The organism is Lentzea sp. NPDC059081 (assembly GCF_042738015.1).
Taxonomy (GTDB): domain Bacteria; phylum Actinomycetota; class Actinomycetes; order Mycobacteriales; family Pseudonocardiaceae; genus Lentzea.
In genome coordinates this window covers 258,673-279,176 of sequence record NZ_JBHYGW010000009.1, presented here as the reverse complement: position 1 = coordinate 279,176, position 20,504 = coordinate 258,673, and the positions used below count along the sequence as shown (strand labels likewise).

General features: G+C 71.7%; 22 protein-coding genes. 16 read left to right on the top strand and 6 right to left on the bottom strand.

The genetic code is table 11. The annotated features are described in order from the left end of the window. Positions 1 to 43: 43 nt before the first annotated feature. A complete protein-coding gene (locus ACFWV3_RS22420; protein WP_382413360.1) occupies positions 44 to 1,576 on the bottom strand; it encodes an FAD-dependent monooxygenase in 1,533 nt (510 codons plus the stop codon). A gap of 201 nt (positions 1,577 to 1,777) precedes the next feature. On the opposite strand from ACFWV3_RS22420, the gene ACFWV3_RS22415 reads away from it, so the two are divergent. After that, positions 1,778 to 2,341 carry a TetR/AcrR family transcriptional regulator gene (locus ACFWV3_RS22415; RefSeq protein WP_382413359.1) on the top strand — a complete coding sequence of 188 codons (564 nt, stop codon included), beginning with the start codon at positions 1,778 to 1,780 and terminating at the stop codon, positions 2,339 to 2,341. 7 nt (positions 2,342 to 2,348) lie between these two features. Here ACFWV3_RS22415 and ACFWV3_RS22410 read toward each other — a convergent pair whose 3' ends face one another. Continuing rightward, a complete protein-coding gene (locus tag ACFWV3_RS22410; protein ID WP_382413376.1) occupies positions 2,349 to 3,311 on the bottom strand; it encodes a PDR/VanB family oxidoreductase in 963 nt (320 codons plus the stop codon). Positions 3,312 to 3,474: 163 nt separating this feature from the next. On the opposite strand from ACFWV3_RS22410, the gene ACFWV3_RS22405 reads away from it, so the two are divergent. Both ACFWV3_RS22405 and ACFWV3_RS22400 read left to right on the top strand, forming a co-directional pair. Then, a complete protein-coding gene (locus ACFWV3_RS22405; RefSeq protein ID WP_382413358.1) occupies positions 3,475 to 3,855 on the top strand; it encodes a hypothetical protein in 381 nt (126 codons plus the stop codon). Positions 3,856 to 3,859: 4 nt separating this feature from the next. After that, complete coding sequence (locus tag ACFWV3_RS22400) at positions 3,860 to 4,759, top strand: pyridoxamine 5'-phosphate oxidase family protein (RefSeq protein ID WP_382413357.1); 900 nt, start codon at positions 3,860 to 3,862, stop codon at positions 4,757 to 4,759. Between the two features lie 56 nt (positions 4,760 to 4,815). On the opposite strand, the gene ACFWV3_RS22395 is transcribed toward ACFWV3_RS22400, so the two are convergent. Next, a complete protein-coding gene (locus ACFWV3_RS22395) occupies positions 4,816 to 5,169 on the bottom strand; it encodes a MerR family transcriptional regulator (protein WP_382413356.1) in 354 nt (117 codons plus the stop codon). Positions 5,170 to 5,295: 126 nt separating this feature from the next. Here ACFWV3_RS22395 and ACFWV3_RS22390 point away from each other — a divergent pair, with 126 nt between their 5' ends. Together ACFWV3_RS22390 and ACFWV3_RS22385 are read left to right on the top strand one after the other, a co-directional pair. After that, the gene (locus ACFWV3_RS22390) at positions 5,296 to 6,510 is read left to right on the top strand and encodes an MFS transporter (protein ID WP_382413355.1); all 1,215 of its coding nucleotides are present in this window, start codon (positions 5,296 to 5,298) and stop codon (positions 6,508 to 6,510) included. Positions 6,511 to 6,523: 13 nt separating this feature from the next. Next, positions 6,524 to 7,261 carry a hypothetical protein gene (locus ACFWV3_RS22385; RefSeq protein WP_382413354.1) on the top strand — a complete coding sequence of 246 codons (738 nt, stop codon included), beginning with the start codon at positions 6,524 to 6,526 and terminating at the stop codon, positions 7,259 to 7,261. A 6-nt stretch (positions 7,262 to 7,267) separates the two neighbouring features. Here the strand turns inward: ACFWV3_RS22385 and ACFWV3_RS22380 are convergent, their stop codons facing one another. Further along, positions 7,268 to 7,753, bottom strand: a complete 486-nt coding sequence (locus tag ACFWV3_RS22380) for a MarR family winged helix-turn-helix transcriptional regulator (protein WP_382413353.1) — start codon at positions 7,751 to 7,753, stop codon at positions 7,268 to 7,270. Positions 7,754 to 7,851: 98 nt separating this feature from the next. On the opposite strand from ACFWV3_RS22380, the gene ACFWV3_RS22375 reads away from it, so the two are divergent. From ACFWV3_RS22375 to ACFWV3_RS22335, 9 genes are all read left to right on the top strand, one after another. Beyond that, positions 7,852 to 8,841, top strand: coding sequence for an amidohydrolase family protein (locus ACFWV3_RS22375; protein ID WP_382413352.1), 990 nt, complete (start codon positions 7,852 to 7,854; stop codon positions 8,839 to 8,841). Positions 8,842 to 8,876: 35 nt separating this feature from the next. Then, positions 8,877 to 9,728, top strand: a complete 852-nt coding sequence (locus tag ACFWV3_RS22370; RefSeq protein ID WP_382413351.1) for a catechol 1,2-dioxygenase — start codon at positions 8,877 to 8,879, stop codon at positions 9,726 to 9,728. A gap of 38 nt (positions 9,729 to 9,766) precedes the next feature. Next, complete coding sequence (locus ACFWV3_RS22365) at positions 9,767 to 10,708, top strand: NADP-dependent oxidoreductase (RefSeq protein ID WP_382413350.1); 942 nt, start codon at positions 9,767 to 9,769, stop codon at positions 10,706 to 10,708. Between the two features lie 64 nt (positions 10,709 to 10,772). Continuing rightward, complete coding sequence (locus ACFWV3_RS22360; protein ID WP_382413349.1) at positions 10,773 to 11,603, top strand: dioxygenase; 831 nt, start codon at positions 10,773 to 10,775, stop codon at positions 11,601 to 11,603. Between the two features lie 40 nt (positions 11,604 to 11,643). After that, positions 11,644 to 12,768 (top strand): sensor histidine kinase, encoded by a 1,125-nt coding sequence (locus tag ACFWV3_RS22355; RefSeq protein WP_382413348.1) that lies wholly within the window; start codon positions 11,644 to 11,646, stop codon positions 12,766 to 12,768. Next, positions 12,765 to 13,478, top strand: a complete 714-nt coding sequence (locus tag ACFWV3_RS22350; protein ID WP_382413347.1) for a response regulator — start codon at positions 12,765 to 12,767, stop codon at positions 13,476 to 13,478. Before ACFWV3_RS22355 ends, ACFWV3_RS22350 begins: the two co-directional genes overlap by 4 nt. 54 nt (positions 13,479 to 13,532) lie before the next feature. After that, entirely contained in the window at positions 13,533 to 14,177 is a 645-nt protein-coding gene (locus ACFWV3_RS22345; protein WP_382413346.1) for a DUF2306 domain-containing protein, read from the top strand. After that, positions 14,174 to 15,160: an NAD(P)-dependent alcohol dehydrogenase gene (locus tag ACFWV3_RS22340; protein WP_382413345.1), complete on the top strand. Its 987-nt coding sequence runs from the start codon at positions 14,174 to 14,176 to the stop codon at positions 15,158 to 15,160. The genes ACFWV3_RS22345 and ACFWV3_RS22340 overlap by 4 nt, the downstream gene beginning before the upstream one ends. A gap of 282 nt (positions 15,161 to 15,442) precedes the next feature. After that, positions 15,443 to 17,383: a DUF1996 domain-containing protein gene (locus ACFWV3_RS22335; RefSeq protein ID WP_382413344.1), complete on the top strand. Its 1,941-nt coding sequence runs from the start codon at positions 15,443 to 15,445 to the stop codon at positions 17,381 to 17,383. Positions 17,384 to 17,458: 75 nt separating this feature from the next. Here the strand turns inward: ACFWV3_RS22335 and ACFWV3_RS22330 are convergent, their stop codons facing one another. Further along, positions 17,459 to 18,094, bottom strand: a complete 636-nt coding sequence (locus ACFWV3_RS22330) for an MBL fold metallo-hydrolase (protein ID WP_382413343.1) — start codon at positions 18,092 to 18,094, stop codon at positions 17,459 to 17,461. Positions 18,095 to 18,258: 164 nt separating this feature from the next. Between ACFWV3_RS22330 and ACFWV3_RS22325 the strand changes: the two genes are divergently transcribed. Together ACFWV3_RS22325 and ACFWV3_RS22320 are read left to right on the top strand one after the other, a co-directional pair. Next, positions 18,259 to 18,639, top strand: a complete 381-nt coding sequence (locus ACFWV3_RS22325) for a MarR family winged helix-turn-helix transcriptional regulator (protein ID WP_382413342.1) — start codon at positions 18,259 to 18,261, stop codon at positions 18,637 to 18,639. Positions 18,640 to 18,669: 30 nt separating this feature from the next. Beyond that, positions 18,670 to 19,566 carry an oxidoreductase gene (locus ACFWV3_RS22320; protein WP_382413341.1) on the top strand — a complete coding sequence of 299 codons (897 nt, stop codon included), beginning with the start codon at positions 18,670 to 18,672 and terminating at the stop codon, positions 19,564 to 19,566. A gap of 18 nt (positions 19,567 to 19,584) precedes the next feature. Here the strand turns inward: ACFWV3_RS22320 and ACFWV3_RS22315 are convergent, their stop codons facing one another. Further along, entirely contained in the window at positions 19,585 to 20,451 is an 867-nt protein-coding gene (locus ACFWV3_RS22315) for an SDR family NAD(P)-dependent oxidoreductase (RefSeq protein WP_382413340.1), read from the bottom strand. Positions 20,452 to 20,504 lie beyond the last annotated feature (53 nt).

Genomic DNA, 20,504 nt, shown 5'->3' with positions numbered 1-20,504 from the left:
CGGAGTGAGTGCTCACTCCGTCAATGTGATTACGCCTGCGCGGTCAGCCGGCAGGGGCCGGGACGGGTTCGCCGAACCACGTCCTGAGCGCCTTCGCGAGCTCTTCCGGCTGGTCGCCCGCCCACGCCACGTACCCGTCCGGCCGGACCAGCACGGCGTCGGCGGGCGCGGCCGCGGACCGGGCGGTCACCCGGTCGACCCGGCCGGCCCAGCCCGCCGCGACCTCGCCCGGCGTCCCGTCACCGGTGAGGTCGAGCAGCACCGGCCGGCCGGACCGCGCCAGCTCGGCCAGCCGCACCGGCCGGCCGTCACGGGTCAGCGGCAGGTCCGGCACCCAGCGGCCGGCCAGCGGGTGGTCGTCCGCGCCGGCCGTCGGGTAGCGCACGTCGGCCCCGGCCAGCATCGTCGCGACCCGCCGCGCGGTCGCCGGTTCGGTCATCAGCTCGCCGAACACCTCCCGCAGCGCGGTGATCTCGCTGCCGGGACCGAGCAGTGCGAGCTGCGCCTGCGTGAACGCCATCACCCGCCGGCCCACCAGGTGCCGTTCCTCCTGGTAGGTGTCGAGCAGCCCGGCCGGTGCCCAGCCCAGCACCTCGGCGGCGAGCTTCCAGCCGAGGTTGGCCGCGTCCTGCAGCCCCACGTTCAACCCCGGCGCGCCGATCGACGAGTGCACGTGCGCCGCGTCGCCGGCGACCAGCACCCGCCCCTCCCGGTACCGGTCGGCCAGCCGGGCGTTGGTGCCGTTGAGGCGTCGCAACAGCCGCGGCCCGTCGGTGCTCGGCTCCCTCACCGCCACCTCCCGGCCGTACACGCGGGTCAGGGCGGCGCGGACCTCGTCGAACGTGATCGGCACGTCGTCGGGCACCTCCGGCTGGTCCCACTCCATCACCACCAGCCGGTGCGTGCCCGGCTGCAGGGAGAGGCAGGCGAGCAACCCGGTCTCGGTGCGGTGGTAGGTCAGCCCGCCGGGCAACGCAGTCTCGTCGTCGACGAGCCGCGTCCCCTCCGGCAGGACCACGTCCGCGGCCCTGGACGTCATGCGCCGCGAGGTGACGCCGGGAAACCCGATCCCGGCCAGCTTGCGGACCTGGCTGCGCCCGCCGTCGCACCCCACCACGAACCGGGCCCGCACCGTGCCGGTCGACAGCTCGGCCATCACGCCGTCGGCGTCCTGCGCGAACCCGAGCAGCTCGTGCCCGCGCCGGATGTCCGCACCCCGTTCGAGAGCCCACGTCTCCAGCCCGGCCTCCAGGTCCCACTGCTGGATCGTGAAGCCGAACAACGGGTTGTCCTCCCAGTCCGGCAACGGGAGGGGCAGCGCGCCGTAGACGTACGCGGGCATCGGCCGGGGAGGGGCGGGGTCGCCGGTCAGCCGCCCGTACACGCCCCGGTGCTCCAGCAGCCGGACCACCTGGCCGGTGATCCCGCCCGCCTTCGGCACCCGCGCGCGTTCCGCCGACCGCTCGACGACGACCGGCCGGACTCCGGACAGGCACAGCTCGCCGGCGAGCATCAGCCCGACCGGGCCCGCGCCCACGATCAGGACGTCGACTGCTTCCGGTGCGGAGGTGGGCATGAGTCGCTCCAGGACGGGAGGGAGGCCGCGTGGCCTCACGGGTGATGGGACCTTTGTCCCGTCACCGTAGCAGAGTGATGGGACAAAGGTCTCGTCACTGGTCCGGCGAACGGGAGGCCCACTTCGTGGTGGCGTTCGTCGACCACCACCTGGACGGCATGGTCGGCCAGTAGTTGACTGAATGTTCGGTAATGTGGAGGGATGGCGCGACCGCCCTCCATCGACCAGGCAGGCCTGCTCGACGTCCTGATCGCGGTGTTCCGCGAGCGCGGGTTCGACGGCACCGCGATCGGCGACCTGTCGGCGGCCTCGGGGCTGCAGCGGGCGAGCCTCTACCACCGGTATCCCAACGGCAAGGAGGAGATGGCCGAGGCGGTGCTGGCGCAGGTCGGCCGGCGGTTCCTGTGGATCCTCGAACCGATGAAGGAGGACGAGGACATCGCGCGGGGGATGGCCGAGACCGCTCGCCGGCTGCAGGACTTCTACGGCGCGGGTGCCCTGTCGTGCGTGCTCGACACGATGACGCTGGCGGGCACGCCGGAGAAGATCCGCGACCAGGCGCGGGCGCTCGCGACGACGTGGATCGACCTGATGGCCGACGCGTCGCGACGGGCGGGGCGTGCGCCGGCGGACGCGCTGCGGGCGGCGAAGGACGCGTTCCTGCGCATCGAAGGGGCGTTGGTGCTGGGCCGGGTGACGGGGGACACCAACGCGTTCGCCGAGAGCGTGGCGCTGATGCCGAGCATCCTGCTGCCGGAGAGCTGACCCCGGCTCAGAGGTCGAGCACGAGACGCGCGCACCGGGACCGCGAGACGCAGATCATCATCGTGTCCGGGCCGGCGGCGTGGTCGAGGTAGTCGTCCCGGTGGTCCGGAACGCCGTCCAGCACTCGCGTCTCGCAGGTGCCGCAGAACCCCTGCGTGCACGAGTAGTCGGCCTCGACGCCGGCGTCGAGCAGCGCGTCGAGGACCGAGACGCCGTCCTCGACGCGGACGTCGACGCCCGACCGTGCGCAATGGACGTCGAACGCCGCGCTTCCGGTCGCCGGGATGCCGTCCGAGGTGAAGCGCTCGACGTGCAAGGTGCCCGGTTCCCAGGCCTCGCAGGCGTTCCGCACCGCCGCGACCATCGGCTCGGGGCCGCAGCAGTACACGGCCGTGCCGGCGTCCGGGGTGCGGAGGACCTCGGCGACCGGGACGCGGCCGGTGGTATCGCGCGGTGCGAGGTGGACGCGGTCGCCGAACCGGAGGAGGTCGTCGGCGAAGGCCATCGACGCCCTGGTCCTGCCGCCGTACCAGAGGGTCCAGGGAACTCCGGACCGCTCGGCCTCGGCGACCATGGGCAGGACGGGTGTGATGCCGACACCGCCCGCGATGAACACGTAGCGCCGGGCCGGTTCGAGGGCGAAGAGGTTCCGCGGTGCGCTGACCCGCAAGGATGTGCCGGCGACTGCGTGGTCGTGCAGCCACGCCGAACCGCCTCGGGACCGCTCCTCGCGCAGGACGGCGATCCGCCAGGACGACCGGTCCGCGACGTCGCCGCACAGCGAGTACTGGCGGGTCAGGCCGTTCGGCAGGGTCACGTCGACGTGCGCGCCCGGACGCCACGGCGGCAGGTCGCGCCCGTCCGGTGCGGCGAGGGTGAGGGCCACGACCCGGTCGGCGACCACGTCTCGGGCCGTGACCACGACCTGCGGCGTCGGGGTGAAGCGTGCCGAGGTCGGTTCGGCGGTCATCTCGTGCACGGGGGAACTCCTCCTGAAGGCGAGTTACCGAACGTACGGTAAAAAACTCGTGCGGACCCCGCCGGGGTCGGGTGAGCAGCCCCACTTTGTATTTTACCGATCGTTCGGTAATTATGGCTGTCGCAACCCCCGTCTCACTCCGAGGAGCAGATCCATGAGCAACAAGACCGCCGTTGTCGTGCTGTCCGACCCGTCCACCGGTTCCGAGGAGGCGCTGGGCCGCGTCTTCAACGCGCTCGCCTCGGCGTGGGAGTTCGCGCAGGGCGGCGAGGCGCTGGTGCTCTTCCAGGGCGCCGGCACCCGCTGGCCCGCCGTGCTGGCCACCCCCGAGCACCCCGCGCACGAGCTCTACACGGCGGTGCGCGAGCAGGTCGCCACGGTGGCGTCGGCCGGGTGCGCGACCGTCTTCGGCGCTACCGAGGGGGTCGAGGGCGAGGACGTCAAGCAGGTCGGCCAGAACCAGGCGCCCGGCACCACCGGTGTCGCGAGCATCGCGGAACTGGTGCGGTCCGGCTACCACGTCCTGACCTTCTGACGCCGTGGCCGACCTCGTCGACCGGCTCGCCTTCCACCCCGGCGAGCTCGAAGCGCAACGGGTGGCCGGGACCGCCGAGCTGGCGGAGAGGGTCCGGCCGATCATCTCGGACACCATCCCGCGCGGTGCGTTCGACTTCCTGACGCGCCAGCAGATGCTGGTGCTCGGTGCCCAGGACCGGGAAGGGCGGCCCTGGGCGACGACTCTCGTTGGGCCCGAGGGGTTTCTCTCGGCGCCGGACTCGCACACCCTGCGGGCCGACGCCACCGTCGTGCCGACCGACCCGCTGGCGGACGTCCTGCGGGACGAGGCGGACGTCGGCACGCTCGCCATCGACCTGGTGATGCGCAAGAGGTTGCGGATCAACGGGCGGTGGCGGCCGACGGCGCGGGGCGGTGAGGTGGAGGTGCACCAGGCGTTCGGCAACTGCCCCAAGTACATCCAGGCCCGCGTGCTGACGGAGGAGCCCGCCGGGTTCCACCCCGTCGTGCGCAGCGGTGACCGGCTCGACCTGCCCCAGTCGCTCCTCGTCTCGAGCGCCGACACCTTCTTCGTCGCCACGGCGGTGGACAGCGGTGTGGACGTCTCGCACCGCGGCGGCAACCCCGGGTTCGTCGAGGTCGTCTCGCCGACCGAGCTGACCTGGCCGGACTACGTGGGCAACGCGATGATGATGACGGCGGGCAACCTGGCCGTGAACCCGTTGGCAGGACTGCTCTTCCCGGACTGGGGGAGCGGGGCGACCCTGCAGCTGACCGGCACGGCGGAGGTGCGCAGGTCGGTCCGCTCCGGCGGCGGGCCCGCGAACGGCCAGGAGACCGTCTTCCGCGTCGAGCGGGCGATCTGGACCGAGAACGCCTTCCCCGCCGGGTGGACCGAACCGGTGTACTCGCGCTTCAACTGAACACCCGCAACGGGAACCGGGGAGTCACGCGACTCCCCGGTTCCCGTTGCGCGCGTTCACTTCCCGGCGACGGCGTCCAGGTAGTCGTCGATCGCCCGCAGGTTCTTCGACAGCACCGCGACGCGCTCGGCCATGCGGTCGCGCTCCACTCGCACGCGGCTGACGAAGTCGGGAGCGGGGTACTCGGAGTTGGCCGCCTCGGCGAGGCAGGGCAGCACCGCCCTGATGATCTCGGTCGTCAGGCCGGAGTCCAGCAGGCTGCGGATCTGCGCGACGCGCGCGACCATCGACTCGTCGTAGTCGCGATAGCCGTTGTCCCGGCGTTGCGGGCTGAGCAGTCCCTGCTCCTCGTAGTAGCGGAGCAGCCGGGCCGCGACACCGGTCCGGTCGGACAGCTCTTTGATCCTCATCACAACCCCGCCGACGCCGTTTGCCTTCACATTGATGTCAAGGTTGGAGCCTAGCCGAGCCACCGCGATCGCGGAGGCTCTCCCGGACCACCGTCCACATGAGACCAGCTCGGCCGAAGGAAAGTCTTGACCACCAAAGAGATCCACGTCCAACGTACGATGCCCGAGGACCGGCTGCCGCTACCGCCCCTGATCGCGCTCTTCACCGCCGGACTGATCACCACCCTGACCGAGGCGTTGCCGGCGGGCGTGCTGCCGCAGATGAGCCACGCGTTGGACGTCCCGGAGTCCGTCGCCGGCCAGACGGTCACGGTCTACGCGATCGGCACGCTGCTCACGGCGATCCCCGTCAGCCTGGCCACCGCGTCGTGGCCGCGCCGCACCCTGCTGCTGGTGGCGTTGCTGGGCTTCGTGCTCGCCAACCTCGTCACCGCCGTCTCGCTCAGCTTCCCCGTCACGATGGCCGCGCGGTTCGTCGCCGGCGCCTCCTCCGGAGTCGTCTGGAGCCTGCTCGGCGGGTACGCGTCCCGCCTCGTCGGTCCCGCGCTGCGGGGCAGGGCGATGGCGTTCGCGATGGCGGGCACTCCCGTCGCCCTGTCGCTCGGCGTCCCCGTCGGCGCCTACCTCGGCCGGGCGGTGGGGTGGCAGCTCACGTTCGGCCTCGTGTCCGCGCTGACCGGGGTGCTGATCGGCTGGACCGCGTGGCGCCTGCCGAACTTCCCCGGCCGGCAGGCGGGGGAGAGGATCCCGCTGAGCGGCGTCCTGCGGTTGCGGGGGATTCGCACCGTCCTCGTGGTGACCGGGGCGTTCGTGCTCGCGCACACCGTCCTCTACACCTACATCGCGCCGATCCTCGCCGCCGCCGGGCTGCAGGACCAGCTGCAGTGGGTGCTCCTGACCTTCGGCGTCGTCTCGATCGCCGGCATCTGGCTCACCGGCGCGCTCATCGACCGCCACCACCGCCAGTTGGTCGTGACCAGCACCGCGCTCTTCGCGGTGGCTGCGGGGGTGCTCGCCCTGGCGTCGTCCAGTCCGGTCGTCGACTACGCCGCGGTCGCCGGGTGGGGACTGGCGTTCGGCGGGGCGGCGACCCTGCTGCAGTCGGCGTTGATGAGGGCGGCGGGCGAGCACGCCGACGTGGCCCAGTCGTCGATGGTGACGACCTGGAACCTCGGGATCGGCCTGGGCGGACTGGTCGGCGGGGCGCTCCTCGCCGGTTTCGGCGCCGGGGCCCTCCTGGTCGCCGCCGTCGTGCTGCTGGTGCCGACCGCGCTCGTCGTGGTCCTCGCCCGCGGCCATGCTTTCCCCCAGCGCGACCAGTTCCGCGGCACCGAGATCTGAGAGGAACACCGACATGGACGACCGTTCCGGACACCGCGCCGACGTCGACTTCTACTTCGACCCGATCTGCCCGTTCGCGTGGATGACGAGCAAGTGGCTCCGGCTCGTCCAGGCGCAACGCGGGTACACCGTCGACTGGCGCTTCATCTCGCTGCGCCTGATCAACGCGCACCTCGACTACGACAGCCACTTCCCGGCCGAGTACGAGGCCCAGCACACCGCGGGGCTGCGACTGCTGCGGGTGGCGTCGGCCGTGCGGGAGCAGCACGGCCGCGAGGCGGTCGGCCCGCTCTACGCGGCCTTCGGGGCGCGCATCCTCGAAGCCGGTCCCGACGAGGGACGGGCCCCGGGCTGGCAGGGCACCCCTGAGCTGGCCGCCGACGCGCTCGCCGAGGCGGGACTGCCGGTCTCGCTCGCCGCCGCCCTCGACGACACCGGCCGCGACGCCGAGATCCAGGCCGAGTCCGACGAGGCGTTGTCGTTGACGGGCAAGGACGTCGGCACGCCGATCATCCACTTCGGACCGCCGGACGGCGTCGCCTTCTTCGGGCCGGTGATCAGCCGGATGCCCGACGAGGACCAGGCGGCCGAGCTGTGGGACCACGTCGTCGGTCTCGCCCGGTTCCCCGGCTTCACCGAGCTGAAGCGCAGCCTGCGCGAACGGCCGCAGCTGCCGTCGTTCGGCGTCACCACGGGCGAGACCGGGAAGGTCGAGGACTGGCACGCCGGCAGCCGCCGGCTGAAGAGGTAGCCGGACTCAGGACGCTCCTTCGACGCGGGCGAGCACCTTCTCCGAGATCCGCTGGAGGGTCCGCAGCTCGTCCGCGTCGAGGGTGTCGACGAACAGGGCCAGCACCCGGCTGACGTGACCGGGTGCCGCCTCCGCGAGGTGGGCGTACCCCTCGTCGGTCAGCACGGCCAGCGTGTAGCGCCCGTTGCCCGGATCGGGCTCGCGATAGGCGAAGCCGCGCTTCTCCAGCCGGCCGACCAGGTGGGAGAGCCGGGAGAGCTCCAGGTTGGTGAGGTCGGCCAGCTCGCTCAGCCGCCTGCGCCGCCCCGGCTCCTCGGACAGGTTGGCGAGCACGTAGTACTCGATGAAGCTCAGCTGCGAGTCCTGCTGCAGCTGCGACTCCAGCGCTGCGGGCAGCCGCTGGACGAGCCTCATGAACCCGCGCCACACCGCCAGCTGGTCGGCGGTGAGCCAGCGCTGCTGGGTCGCCGCGGGGGTGTCTCGGACCGACATGGGGAAATCGTACTTGAACTTTCAAGTCACTCGGCGGTAGGTTGACTTGAAAATTCAAGTCAGCGGCCGGGAGGCGGCATCGTGAGCGGCGCGGCGCAGTGAAGCTGTACGGACTGGAAGAGCACTTCCTCACCCCCGAGGTGGTCGAGGCGTGGCAGCGGCACGACCCGCTGCTCGCCGAACCGATGATGAGGTGGGCGCTGCACAGCGACATCACCGCGGATCTGCTGGACCTCGGCGACGGGCGCATCGCCGCCATGGACGACGCCGGGATCGACGTCGCGGTGCTGTCGTTGACGACGCCGGGCCTGCAGAACCTCCCTGCCTCCGAAGCGGTCGCGTTGCAGGCGTCCGTCAACGACACGCTCGCCGACGCCGTGAGCCGGAATCCCGGGCGCTTGCAGGGTTTCGCGGCGTTGGCCACACCTGCACCCGCGGCGGCAGCGGACGAACTGCGCCGCGCGGTCACGGAGCTCGGGTTCCACGGTGCTCTGGTGAACGCGCACTCCGGCGGACGTGCTTTGGACGCGCCGGAGTTCTGGGACATCTACGAAGCCGCCGAAGACCTGCGCGCGCCCGTTTATCTCCATCCGCGCGCTCCGGTCGGCGCGGTCGTCGAGGCCTACTACCGGGGTTTCCGCGAGCCGGTGAACGCCATGCTGGCCACCGGTGCGTTCGGCTGGCACTACGACGCCGGGCTGACCCTGCTCCGGATGATCGTCAGCGGTGTCTTCGACCGGTTTCCCGGACTGCAGGTGGTCCTGGGGCACTGGGGCGAGGTCGTGCTGTTCTACCTCGACCGCGTCGCGGCCGTGGACCCGCTCACGGATCTGGAGCGGCCCGTCGCGGACTACTTCCGCACCAACGTGTTCGTCACCCCCGGCGGCATCTCCAGCCACAAGTACCTGCGGTGGAGCCTGGAGACGGTGCCGGCCGAACGGGTCATGTACGCCTCCGACCACCCGTTCAACTCCGAACGCGCCGGGTCCGCGCGCCGCTTCCTCGACACCGCGCCCATCAGCGCCGCCGACCGCGACCGCATCGCCTCCGGGAACTGGGAACAGCTCGTCGCCGGCATCCGGCGCTGACCGATCTCCTCCACGAGACACGAGAAGGACCGAACGTGAGCCAGCCGAGAACCCGTCTGCAGGTGGTGTTCGCCGACCTGCGCCGAGCCGTCGACGACGTCATCCTCAAACACCAGGTCACCCTCGACGAACTGGCCGGCGCCCTCGACTGGGTGCGGCAGACCGCCGACGCCGGTGAGCTGCCGGCCGCCGCGATCTTCTTCTACAAGACCGTCCAAAGAGGAACCGCCGGCGCCTCCTACGCCCATCCGGAGAAGGACGGCGCGAGCCACTGGGAGATGGAGGGGCCCGCGCACCTCCCGGGGGCACCCGTCCTGGCGAGCCCCGCCGTGCTGCCGATGCGTCCAGACGAACCCGGCGTGCCGCTCATCGTGTCCGGGACCGTGCGCAGCACCACCGGCGCACCGCTGCCCGGCGCGGCACTGGAGATCTGGCAGATCGACGCGAACAACGTCTACTCCGGACTGGACGACAGCGACTTCCTGCCGCTGCGCATCCCCAACGACTCCACGGGCATCCCGGCCGACAACCTCCGCGCCAGGGTCGTCGCCGACGACGACGGCCGGTACGAGTTCCGCACGGTCATGCCCGGCGTCGAGACGTTCGGCCTCGACACCGGCAGCCCGCTCGCCGCGCTGACCAAGGCGCTGGAACTCGACGGCGAACGCCCGCTGCACATCCACGCGATGGTCGACGCGCCAGGACACCTGCCGCTGACGACCCAGATCTACTTCGACGGCGACCCGTTGGTGGACAGCACCGTCGAAGGCGCGGTGCCCGCCGCGGCCGTGAAGACGACCACCCTGCACGACGACCACCACGCCCGCGGGCTCGACCAGCCCTACCGGACGCTCACCTACGACCTGGTCCTTCGGCCTTCCGCCTGAAGAGCTCGCTCCACAGCACACACGAACGGAGAACCACCATGCGCGCACTGCACGTTCCGGCGGCAGGGGAGAAGCCCCTCGTCGGCGACCTCCCGATCCCGGCACCCGGTGAGGGCACCGTCCTGGTCCGCGTCCTGGCCGCCGGGCTCAACCCCGTCGACAACCTGCTGGCGTCGGGGGCCATGTCCGGGATGATCCCGCACCACTACCCGCTCGTCGTGGGCCGCGACGCCGCCGGTGTCGTCGAGGCCGTCGGGGCCGGGGTCGACCACGTGCGCCCCGGCGACCGGGTCTACGGGCACGTCCTGCTGACCCCGCCGATCCACGCCGGCACCCTGGCCGAGTACGCCGTGCTGCCCGCGGCCGGTGTCGGGCTCCTGCCCGACGATGTGGACTACGTGACCGCGGCGGCGATCCCGCTCGCCTCCGCCGCGGCCTCCGCGGCCGTCGACAGCCTCGGTGACACCGTCGGCGCCGGCAGCGTGGTGCTGGTCAACGGCGCGTCCGGCGGCGTCGGTTCGTTCGTGGTCCAGCTCCTCGCGGCACGTCAGGTCACCGTCGTGGCCACCGGCACCGACGCGGCACGGCTCCGCGCGCTCGGAGCGTCGGCCGTCGTCGACCACGAGGCCGGACCGGTGGCCGACCAGGTGACAGCGCTGCACCCCGGCGGGGTCGACGCACTGGTGAACCTCGCGGGCAACACCGTCGAGCAGGTCCCGGTCGGCGCGGTCAGGAGCGGCGGGGTGGTCGCCTTCACCACGATGGGACCCGGCGAGGACGTGCTCGCCGGGATGGGGCTGGTCGGCCGCAAGGTCATGGCCCACGCCACCCGCGAGGTCACCGCACCGGTCGTGGCCGGGGTCGGGGACGGCTCGATCCAGGTCAGCATCGCGGAGGTGCTCGACCTCGACCACGCGGCCGACGGGCTCGCCACGCTCGCGGCCGGCTCCGCGCGCGGCAAGATCGTCGTCGCTCTCTGACCCCCACCCGTCGACCACCGAGTGGAGGTCAGCTGTGCACCCAGACCACCCGTACGACCGGTTCATGACCGACGTCGCTCCCGCCGCCCGTGAGCAACGCCGGTGGACGCCCGCCGACGGACCGATGCCCGCGCTCTACCTCAGCCACGGCTCCCCGGCGCTGTTCGAGGACGAGCTGTGGATGTCGGAGCTCTTCGGCTGGGCCCGGTCGCTGCCCAAACCCACCGCGATCCTGATCGTCAGCGCTCACTGGGAGTCGGCGCCGCTCAGCCTCTCGGCGTCCGGACCGAACACGCCGCTCGTCCACGACTTCGGCGGCTTCGCCCGGCGGTACTTCGAGATGACCTACGACACGCCGGACGCCACCGCGCTGGCGTCCCGAGTGGTGGCGGCGATGCCGGACCACGAGGTGATCCACCAACACACAAGCCGAGGACTCGACCACGGCGCGTGGGTGCCGTTGAAGGCGATGTACCCGTACAACGACGTTCCCGTGCTGCAGATGTCCTTACCCACGCACGATCCCGTGCGGTTGATGGACATCGGCCGCCGGTTGCGAGAACTGCGCGACGAAGGCGTGCTCGTGATCGGGTCGGGATACCTGACGCACGGGGTCCGGTTCCTCACGCAGGACCAGTTCCTGCACAACCGGGTCCCGGCCTGGTCCGCCGAGTTCGACGCGTGGGCGGCCGAAGCCCTGGCCTGCGGCGACGTCGACACCCTGACGAACTACCGCGCTCTCGCACCCGCACTGCGCTTCGCCCATCCGACGGTGGAGCACTTCACGCCGATGTTCGTCACCCTCGGCGCCGCCACCGCCGCCGAGACCCCGGTGCGGACCACGGTCGAGGGCTACCGGTTCGGGTTGTCGAAGCGGTCCTTCCAGGTCGCCTGAACCGGCCGGAACCTGCTCCCCGCTCTCGTACGATGAGGCGGTGGTGGCCCTCGTGCGGTCGATGTGGGACGAGCCTCGGCCGGTGAGGGCCGCGGCGCGGCTGTGGTGGGACTGGGCGCTCGTCGCCGTGCTCCTGGTGGTCGCGGTGCTCGAGACGGTGCTGCGGACCGACCTGGCCTCGCGCGCCGGGTCGTTGGTCGTGGCGGTGGTGCTGCTGCCGTTGCTGCTGGTGCGGCGCAGCCGGCCGTTGCTCGCGGTCGCCGTCGCGTTCGGCGTGGCCGCGGTCGCCTCGCTGGTGCTCGGGGGCGAACCCGGGCTGAACGTCATGGTGTTCATGGTGCTGTTCCCGTTCTCCCTGTTCCGCTGGGGATCGGGACGGGAGGCGGCGATCGGGCTGGCGGTCATGCTCGGCAAGATCGGTCTGTCGGCGGCGCTCGGGTACATCAGCGCGGGCGAGGCGGTGGGCGGGAGCGCCGTGCTCGGAACGGCGTGCGCGCTCGGTGCCGCGGTGCGGTACCGGGGCAGGGCACGGGCGCGCGAGCTCGAACAGGTCAAACTGCTCGAACGGGAACGGCTGGCGCGGGACCTGCACGACACGGTGGCCCACCACGTGTCGGCGATGGCGATCCGGGCCCAGGCGGGCCTCGCGACGGCGGCGTCGCGACCGGAGGCGGCGACCGAGGCGCTCGGCCTGATCGAGTCCGAGGCGTCGCGGGCGCTCGCCGAGATGCGCACGATGGTGAGAGCCTTGCGCCGCAGCGAGTCCGCGGACCTGGCACCCAGCCCGACCGTCGCCGACATCGCCCTGCTCGCGAGCCCCGGCAAGCCGGGACCGGAGGTGGACGTGCGGATCGACGGCGAGGTCGGCGACCTCCCGCAGTCGGTGGGCACGACCCTCTACCGGCTCGCCCAGGAGTCCGTCACCAACGCGCGGCGGCACGCCCGGCACGCCACCCGCATCGAGGTCAGGGTCACCGTCGGCGAGGCGGAAGCGCGCCTGCGGGTCAGCGACGACGGCGAGACCGGTGCGGCCGCGGCGAAGGGGCACGGGTTGATCGGCATGGTGGAACGAGCCGACCTGCTCGGTGGGCGCTGCGAGGCGGGTCCCGGCCAGGACCGCGGCTGGACCGTGACCGCCGTGCTCCCGCTGGGAGCCGGCCGATGAGCGTCACCGTCGTCGTCGCCGACGACCAGGAGATCGTCCGCACCGGACTGTCGATGATCCTCAACGCCCAGCCGGGCATCGAGGTCGTCGGCGAGGCACCGGACGGGCGCCGGGCCGTCGAGCTGGCCCGCCGGCTGCGGCCCGACGTGTGCCTCTTCGACATCCGGATGCCGGGCATCGACGGCATCGAGGCCACCCGTCTGCTCGCCGGGCCGGGTGCGGCCGACGCACCGGCCGTCGTCGTGATCACCACGTTCGACCTCGACGAGTACGTCTACGCCGCGCTGCGCGCCGGTGCCAAGGGGTTCCTGCTCAAGGACGCCGGTCCGGCCCTGCTCGCCCAGGCCGTGCACGCCGCGGCGGCCGGCGACGCGCTGATCGCGCCGAGCGTCACCGCCCGGCTGATCGAGGCGTTCGCGGACACCGGTCCCGCCGGGGCGGCGGTGCAGCCGGTCGAGCCGCTCACCGAACGGGAGGAGCAGGTCCTCGCCGCCGTCGCGGGCGGGAGCACCAACAGCGAGGTGGCCACCCAGCTCCACATCACGCTCAGCACCGTGAAGTCCCACATCACCAGCCTGATGACCAAGATCGGCGCCAGGAACCGGGTCGAGATCGCGATCTGGGCCTACGAGACCAGGCGCGTGCGCGGTGGTCTGCGGCAGCGGCCAGCCGAAAGTACGACGACCACGCGGGACCAACGGCCGGGATGATCGCGGCTCTTCTTCCGATGAGCTGACCCCGGTGCCCGCGCCACGATCTGGTGCATGACCCCCACGACCACGCGGGACCGGCTCGTCCCGGCCGCGATCATCCTGTTCAGCCTCGTGCCGGTGCTCGGCGGCGCGCTCCGGCTGACCGAGCTCGGCGGCGGCGCGGAGATCACCCCGGACAACGCGCGGTTCTTCGCCTCGCCCGTCCCCGTGGTGGTGCACGCGGTCACCGTCAGCGTGTACCTCGTGCTGGGCGCGTTCCAGTTCGCGCCCGGTTTCCGACGCCGCAGACCGGGGTGGCACCGGGTGGCCGGACGCGTTCTGGTCCTGTGTGGACTCCTCGGCGCGCTGTCCGGGCTGTGGATGACCGTGTTCTACCCCAAGCCGGCCGACGTGGGCGCCCTGCTCACCGGGTTCCGGCTGGTGTTCGGCACGGCGTGGGTGATGTTCCTCGTGCTCGGGTTCACCGCGATCCGCCGTCGTGACGTCGCCGGGCACCGCGCGTGGATGGTCCGCGGCTTCGCGATCGGTCTCGGCGCCGGCACGCAGGCGCTGACGATGGGGCCGTGGATCGCCGCGTTCGGCCCGCTCGACCAGCTGACGAAGGCCGTGCTGATGCTCTTCTCCTGGCTCTTCAACCTCGCCGTGGCGGAGCTCGTCCTCCGCCGCGCCACCGTCCGGAAAGGACAGAACAGATGAAGGCGATCGTCCAGGACCGGTACGGCTCACCGGACGCGCTGGAGCTGCGCGACGTGGAGGCGCCGACCGCCTCCGGCTCCGAGGTCCTCGTCCGGGTGCGCGCCGCCTCGGTCAACGCCTACGACTGGCACATCATGCGCGGCGATCCCTACCTGGCCCGGCTCGCCGGAGTCGGGAGGTCCCGGCCCGCGCGGGCGATCCGCGGCCGCGACTTCGCCGGCACGGTCGAGGCGGTCGGCAGGGACGTGCGGCGGTTCCGGCCCGGCGACGAGGTGTTCGGCGACCTCGGCACCGCCGACGGGGCGTTCGCCGAGTACGTGTCGCTGCCGGAGGACCTCGTCGAGGCCAAGCCCGCCACGTGGACGTTCGAGCAGGCGGCCGCGGTGCCGCTGGCCGGGCTCACCGCGTTGAAGGGCCTGCGCGACACCGGACGGCTCCGGCCCGGCCAGCACGTCCTGGTCAACGGCGCGTCCGGGGGCGTCGGGACGTTCGCGGTGCAGATCGCGAAGGCACTGGGCGCCACCGTGACCGGTGTGTGCCGCACGCGCAACGTCGACCTGGTCGCGTCGCTCGGCGCGGACCACGTCGTCGACTACGCCGCGGAGGACTTCACCCGCGGCGGCACCCGTTACGATCTGGTGTTCGACCTGGTCGGCAACCACTCGCTGACCGGCCTGCGCCGCGTGCTCGCCCCCGGCGGGACGATCGTGCTGTCCGGCGGGGGAGTGTTCCGCGGCGGCAGCGTCGTCGGCCCGATGTGGCTGATGGTCAGGGCGCGGCTGCTGGCCCCGTTCGTCCGGGACGACCTGCGCGTGCTCACCACGGCACCGGACCGGGAGGCGCTCACGGCGTTGCGGCACCTCGCCGAGTCGGGATCTCTCACGCCCGCCATCGACCGCACCTTCCGGCTGGACGAGGTGCGCGACGCCCTCCGGTACGTCGAGACCGAACACGCCCGCGCGAAGGTCGTCATCACCATCTGAGACGCGGAGATTTCGGGCGGCACCACCGCGAACCGGAATGCGACAAAACCGATCGCTTCTTGAGTGTTCGACCTCGTTTCTCCAACAAGATCACACAGAAGTGCACAGAACGAGGCGGATGGGGTGACCAGGCGTGACGAGCTGGTCACCCTGCACGCAGGCAGGGAGGTCGCCGAACGGACGCCGGAGCGTTCGTTCTTGTTGGTCGGTCACATTTTGGTTGAGCCGATCAAACGCTGCGTACGTATGCCCGGTCATGCGCCGCATGAACGAGGAGGACGAATGACGCACCGCGTGACGGACAGACGGAAGTTCCGCCTGATCGCTTCGCTGTCGGCGGTGGCCGTGGTCGCGGCGGGAACCGCCGCCGTGGCGCTGGCCGCCAACAACGGCGACCCGGCACCGGTCAGCGCGTTCGTGCCCATTGAGCAGGTGAGCAAGAACGTCGTGGAGCCGAAGGTCGGCAAGAACGGCGCCGGTGGCGTGTTCACGGTCGACTGCGGTGTCAACGAGAACGGCAAGTTCAGCGCCGACAACCCGGTCGCCCAGCCGGGTCTGAAGCACGGTGCGCAGCACGTCCACGACTTCGTCGGCAACCTGTCGATCAGCGCGGAGTCGAGCGACGAGAGCCTGCTCGACGCCGAGACGACCTGTCGCAACGGCGACCGCTCGTCCTACTTCTGGCCGGTCGTGCGCATCAACCCCAAGGCCAACCCCTCCGACGTCGGGTCCAACCCGGACAAGGTCAAGGAGAACGGCCCCGGCGAGGTCGCGTGCCCCGGCGTCGCGGAGCGGCTGCCCGCCGTGCCGCAGCGCGTGCGCGACCAGATCATCAAGCACCTCCAGCAGCTCGCGCAGCAGCTGAGGGAAGCCAACGACCGGGTGGCGCAGAGCCAGAACCCGGCCGACCCGAACTTCGTCAACAACACGGTCCTCGGCCCCCTGCGCGCCAAGCGCGCCGCGACCCTCGAGGAGATGGCGAACGCCCTCTCCCGGTCCGCGCGCAAGCCGAACCTGATGCGCCTGGCCGACTGCGACCTGCGGTGGGGCCACGGGCACGGCGGCGGTGGCCACGGTGGCGAGCACTCGAAGCCCCACAAGTTCGCCGGCGGGGCCGTCGTCCAGGAAGGCGTTTACCAGCAGGCCGAGCAGAACAAGGCCGACGAGGACGCCGCCACGCCGACGGTGAAGTGCCCCTCGGTGCGCGGCGGGCTGGAGGGCGTGCCGGACCAGGCCCTGGACGAGGTCGACCGCGAGCTCGACGGCCTGGACAAGCAGATCGCCGAAGCCAACCAGCGCCTGGTGACCACCAAGGGCCAGGGTGGCGCGAACTTCATCGACAACGCGATCCTCGGGCCGCTGAAGGACAAGCGCGCCGCGACCCTCGAGCGGATCGCCATCGCGATCGGCCGCAACGGCGAACGGCCGCAGGGCCTGGACCGCTTCGCGAAGTGCGGCCTCAACGAGGACGAGGGCAACGCGGGCAACGGCAACGAGAACAACAACGGCGGCAACAACAACGGCAACGGCAACAACAACGGCAACGGCAACGGCAACAACAACGGCGGCAACAACAACGGCGGCAACAACAACGGTGGTGGCACCACCACGACCGCGCCGCCCGCCACGACGACCACCGCCGCCCCGCCGCTGGCCGCTCCGACCGGCAAGAACCTCGAGCTGGTCGGCAACAACGGCAAGATCGTCCGCCCGGCCCAGGTGAAGATCGAGTACCGCGGCAACGCGACCAGCAAGGTCACGGCCATGCCGCAGTTCCTGAAGATGGTCACCGGTGACGCCAAGCCGACCAGCCGAGGCCCCGCCAACGCCCGCGCCACGTGGACCTGCAGCGGGTTCGGCGACCGGCTGTCCGACAAGTACGTGATCTGCCCCAACGGCAGCAAGGTCATGCGGGTGCACGACTTCGCCGGCTGCTGGGACGGCAAGAACGCCGACAGCGCCAACCACCGCGACCACGTCCGGTTCGCCGACAAGCAGACCGGTGCGTGCCCGCAGGGCTTCAAGGCGATCCCGCAGCTGCGGATCAGCATCTCCTACGACATCCCCCGCGACGTCCAGCAGAAGGGGCAGTACCAGCTCGACGCGTTCCCGGAGGAGAACCACAACCCGTTCTCCGACCACAACGACTTCGCCAACGTCAACTCCGACCAGACGATGGGCAAGATCGTGCGGTGCGTGAACGACGGGCGCAAGTGCTCCTGATCGTCCGATGACCCACCGCCGAGGGGGCGTTCCCGAAGTCCGGGGACGCCCCCTCGGCGTCGGTGCGGCTCCCGCTCAGAGCTCGATGCTCTCGCCGGGAGCCGGCACCACCTCCTCGATGCCCGTGAGGCCGGCCAGGAACGTGCGGGTGGCGTTCTGCCCCAGCTCGCTCAGCATCAGCTCGTGGATCTGGACCACCTGGCGGGGCTGGACCGCGCGCACGTGCTCGACCGCTCCGCCGAGCGTGGTCCAGGGGCCGCTGGTGGGCAGCAGCAGGGTGTCGACGGGTGCCTCGGGGACGAGGTAGGCGTCGCCGGGGTGGAACACCGTCCCGTCGACCAGGTAGCCGACGTTGTCGACGCACGGGACGTCCGCGTGGATCGGGGCGTGCCGGTCCCCGTGCACCGAGACGCTGAACGCTCCGATGTGGACGGTGTCGCCCGCCGCGACGGCCTGCACGCGGCCGTCGCGGTCGCCGAGCTTCTCGACGACCGACCGCGGTCCGAACACGCGCAGCTCGCGGTCGGCGTCCAGGGCCTCGGCCAGCAGTGCGTCGTCGAAGTGGTCGAAGTGCTCGTGGGTGATGAGCACCGCCGCGGAGCCGTGGACGGCGTCCTTCGCGCCGGGGGTGAGCGTGCCGGGGTCCAGGGTGATCTTGGCTCCCTCCTTCTCCAGGGTCACGCAGGCGTGGGCGAACTTGGTCAGCTTCATGGGGTTCCGTTCGAGTCCGGCCATAAATGTAGCAAGGCTGTACAGTTTCGCTGTATTTATACACCGAACGGGCGACGGCACAAGTACAGCAAAGCTGTATATTTTGCGCCATGACCGAACAACACCAGCTAGCTGAGCGGGTGCGGACCTCCGTCGGTAGGTTCGTGCGTGCTACCCGGGAGCACGCCGACGCCCTCGCGCCACCCCTGGCGCAGACCTTGGGCCTGCTCGACCGCGACGGCGACCTGTCGACCGCGACGCTCGCCCAGCGGCGCGGCGTCCGCCACCAGAGCCAGAGCCGCACGGTGAAGGACCTGGAGGTCACGGGCCTCATCGCCCGGCGCGACGACCCGGAGGACGGCAGGGGGTTCCTCGTCACCCTCACCGAGCAGGGGCGGGCCGCGCTGGACCGGGACCGCGTGGCCAGGCGCGACTGGATCGCCCAGGCCATCGAGACGGTCCTGGACCAGGAGGAACGAGCGCGGCTCGGTGCCCTGGCGGACCTCCTGGACCGGCTGTCCGGCCACGACGGCGGGCGGAGGTGAGCCGCCGTCCCCGCGCCTAAGCTGGCGATCATGACGAAGAACCGGTGGACCGCGGCCGACCTCCCCGACCTGACCGGGCGCACCGTCGTGGTGACGGGTGCGGCCAGCGGGGTGGGCCGCGGCACGGCGACCGCCTTCGCCGCGGCGGGCGCCCGCACGGTGCTCGCGGTGCGCGACGTCGCCGCCGGGCAGCGAGCGGCGGCCGCCATGTCCGGCACCACCGAGGTCCGCGAACTCGACCTGGCGAGCCTGGTGTCGGTGCGCGCGTTCGCCGGGAGCTGGCAGGGCGAGCTCGACGTCCTCGTCAACAACGCCGGTGTGGCGATGACCCCGCGGGGCCGCACCGCGGACGGGTTCGAGCTCCAGTTCGGCACCAACCACCTCGGCCACTTCGCACTGACGAACCTGCTGCTGCCGTCGATCACCGGCCGGGTGGTGACCGTGGCGTCCGGCGCACACCGGGCGGGTGTGCTGGACCTCGACGACCTCGACCTGGCCCGGTCCGGCTACACGCCGGTGAAGGCCTACGGCCGGTCGAAGCTCGCGAACCTGCTGTTCACCCTGGAACTGGACCGGCGCTGCCGGGAAGCCGGGTCGTCGGTGCGCGCGCTGTCCGCGCACCCCGGCTACACGGCGAGCAACCTGGGCACCAAGGGCCGCAACCGGCACCTGGTCAAGGTCGTGCACCTGGCCGGCCGCTACCTGGCGCAGACCGAGGCGGAAGGGGCGCTGCCGTCGTTGTACGCGGCGACCCAGGACCTGCCCGGCGCGAGCTACGTCGGCCCGGACGGGCGGTTCGAGCTGCACGGCCACCCCGCGCTGGTCGGCAGGTCGGCGGCGGCCAGCGACCCGGTGCTGGCGCGGCGGCTGTGGGAGGCGTCGGAACGGCTGACCGGCGTGACCTTCCCACTCATCGCGAGGTCCTGACCCGGCCGGTGCAGCGGTTCAGGCGGTTCGGGGGAAGTGGGGACGCAGGGAGGCGGCCATGACCCGGTCGAGCGCCCGGTCGGGGAGCAGGCGGGCCAGCCGGGTGAGGACGGCGGCGTCCCGGCCGATCGTGTAGCGGGTGCGCGGCCGCCGGGTGGTCGTGGCGTCGGCGATGATCCGTGCGGCCTTCTCGGCGGGCAGCCCTGACTCGGTGAACGCGGTGGCCTGGTTGATGATCGCCTGCAGCAGCCCGCCGTACCGGCCGCGCTCGGCCGGTGACATCGCCGTGAGGGTGCCGGTGGCGCGCTCGATGCCGCGCCCGGTCATCTCGGTGCGCACGCCGCCGGGTTCGACCACGACCACCTGCACGCCGTGCGGTGCCAGCTCGCGCCTCAGCGCGTCACTCATCGCCTCCAGGGCGAACTTCGCCCCCGCGTAGGCGCCGTAGGTCGGCAGCGCGACCTTCCCGCCGACGGAGCTGATGTTCACGACCCGGCCCGAACTCGCGTGCAGCGCGGGGAGCAGGGCCTTCGTAACGGCGACGTGGCCGAAGAAGTTCACCTCGAACTGCCACCGCCACTCGTCCATCGACAACAGTTCGAGCGGGGCGTTGACGGCGATGCCGGCGTTGTTGACCACGGCGCGCAACGGGCGGCCCAGCGGGTCGGTGCCCACCCGGTGGGCGAGCGCCTCGATCTGCGCCGGGTCGCTGATGTCGAGGAACACCGGCTCCACGTGCGGGCCGCGCAGGGCGTCGGCGTCGGACTCGCGCCGGACGCCCGCCAGCACGTGGTAGCCGCGCCGGGCGAGCTCCCCGGCGGTCGCGGCACCCATGCCGGTGGAGGCGCCGCTGATCACGACGAGCTCTTCATGTGACGTTGTCATGTGAACGAGGCTAGCGTTTCATGTGACATTGTCAAGTGAGTGGGATGACGTTG

Excerpts from the sequence above, each read along its gene's own strand:
- ACFWV3_RS22395 (WP_382413356.1), bottom strand. The coding sequence starts at position 5,169 with ATGAGGATCAAAGAGCTGTCCGACCGGACCGGTGTCGCGGCCCGGCTG.
- ACFWV3_RS22415 (WP_382413359.1), top strand. The coding sequence starts at position 1,778 with ATGGCGCGACCGCCCTCCATCGACCAGGCAGGCCTGCTCGACGTCCTG.
- ACFWV3_RS22340 (WP_382413345.1), top strand. The coding sequence starts at position 14,174 with ATGAAGGCGATCGTCCAGGACCGGTACGGCTCACCGGACGCGCTGGAG.
- ACFWV3_RS22335 (WP_382413344.1), top strand. The coding sequence starts at position 15,443 with ATGACGCACCGCGTGACGGACAGACGGAAGTTCCGCCTGATCGCTTCG.
- ACFWV3_RS22360 (WP_382413349.1), top strand. The coding sequence starts at position 10,773 with ATGACCGACGTCGCTCCCGCCGCCCGTGAGCAACGCCGGTGGACGCCC.
- ACFWV3_RS22410 (WP_382413376.1), bottom strand. The coding sequence starts at position 3,311 with ATGACCGCCGAACCGACCTCGGCACGCTTCACCCCGACGCCGCAGGTC.
- ACFWV3_RS22350 (WP_382413347.1), top strand. The coding sequence starts at position 12,765 with ATGAGCGTCACCGTCGTCGTCGCCGACGACCAGGAGATCGTCCGCACC.
- ACFWV3_RS22330 (WP_382413343.1), bottom strand. The coding sequence starts at position 18,094 with ATGAAGCTGACCAAGTTCGCCCACGCCTGCGTGACCCTGGAGAAGGAG.
- ACFWV3_RS22380 (WP_382413353.1), bottom strand. The coding sequence starts at position 7,753 with ATGTCGGTCCGAGACACCCCCGCGGCGACCCAGCAGCGCTGGCTCACC.
- ACFWV3_RS22420 (WP_382413360.1), bottom strand. The coding sequence starts at position 1,576 with ATGCCCACCTCCGCACCGGAAGCAGTCGACGTCCTGATCGTGGGCGCG.
- ACFWV3_RS22365 (WP_382413350.1), top strand. The coding sequence starts at position 9,767 with ATGCGCGCACTGCACGTTCCGGCGGCAGGGGAGAAGCCCCTCGTCGGC.
- ACFWV3_RS22385 (WP_382413354.1), top strand. The coding sequence starts at position 6,524 with ATGGACGACCGTTCCGGACACCGCGCCGACGTCGACTTCTACTTCGAC.
- ACFWV3_RS22345 (WP_382413346.1), top strand. The coding sequence starts at position 13,533 with ATGACCCCCACGACCACGCGGGACCGGCTCGTCCCGGCCGCGATCATC.
- ACFWV3_RS22315 (WP_382413340.1), bottom strand. The coding sequence starts at position 20,451 with ATGACAACGTCACATGAAGAGCTCGTCGTGATCAGCGGCGCCTCCACC.
- ACFWV3_RS22405 (WP_382413358.1), top strand. The coding sequence starts at position 3,475 with ATGAGCAACAAGACCGCCGTTGTCGTGCTGTCCGACCCGTCCACCGGT.
- ACFWV3_RS22320 (WP_382413341.1), top strand. The coding sequence starts at position 18,670 with ATGACGAAGAACCGGTGGACCGCGGCCGACCTCCCCGACCTGACCGGG.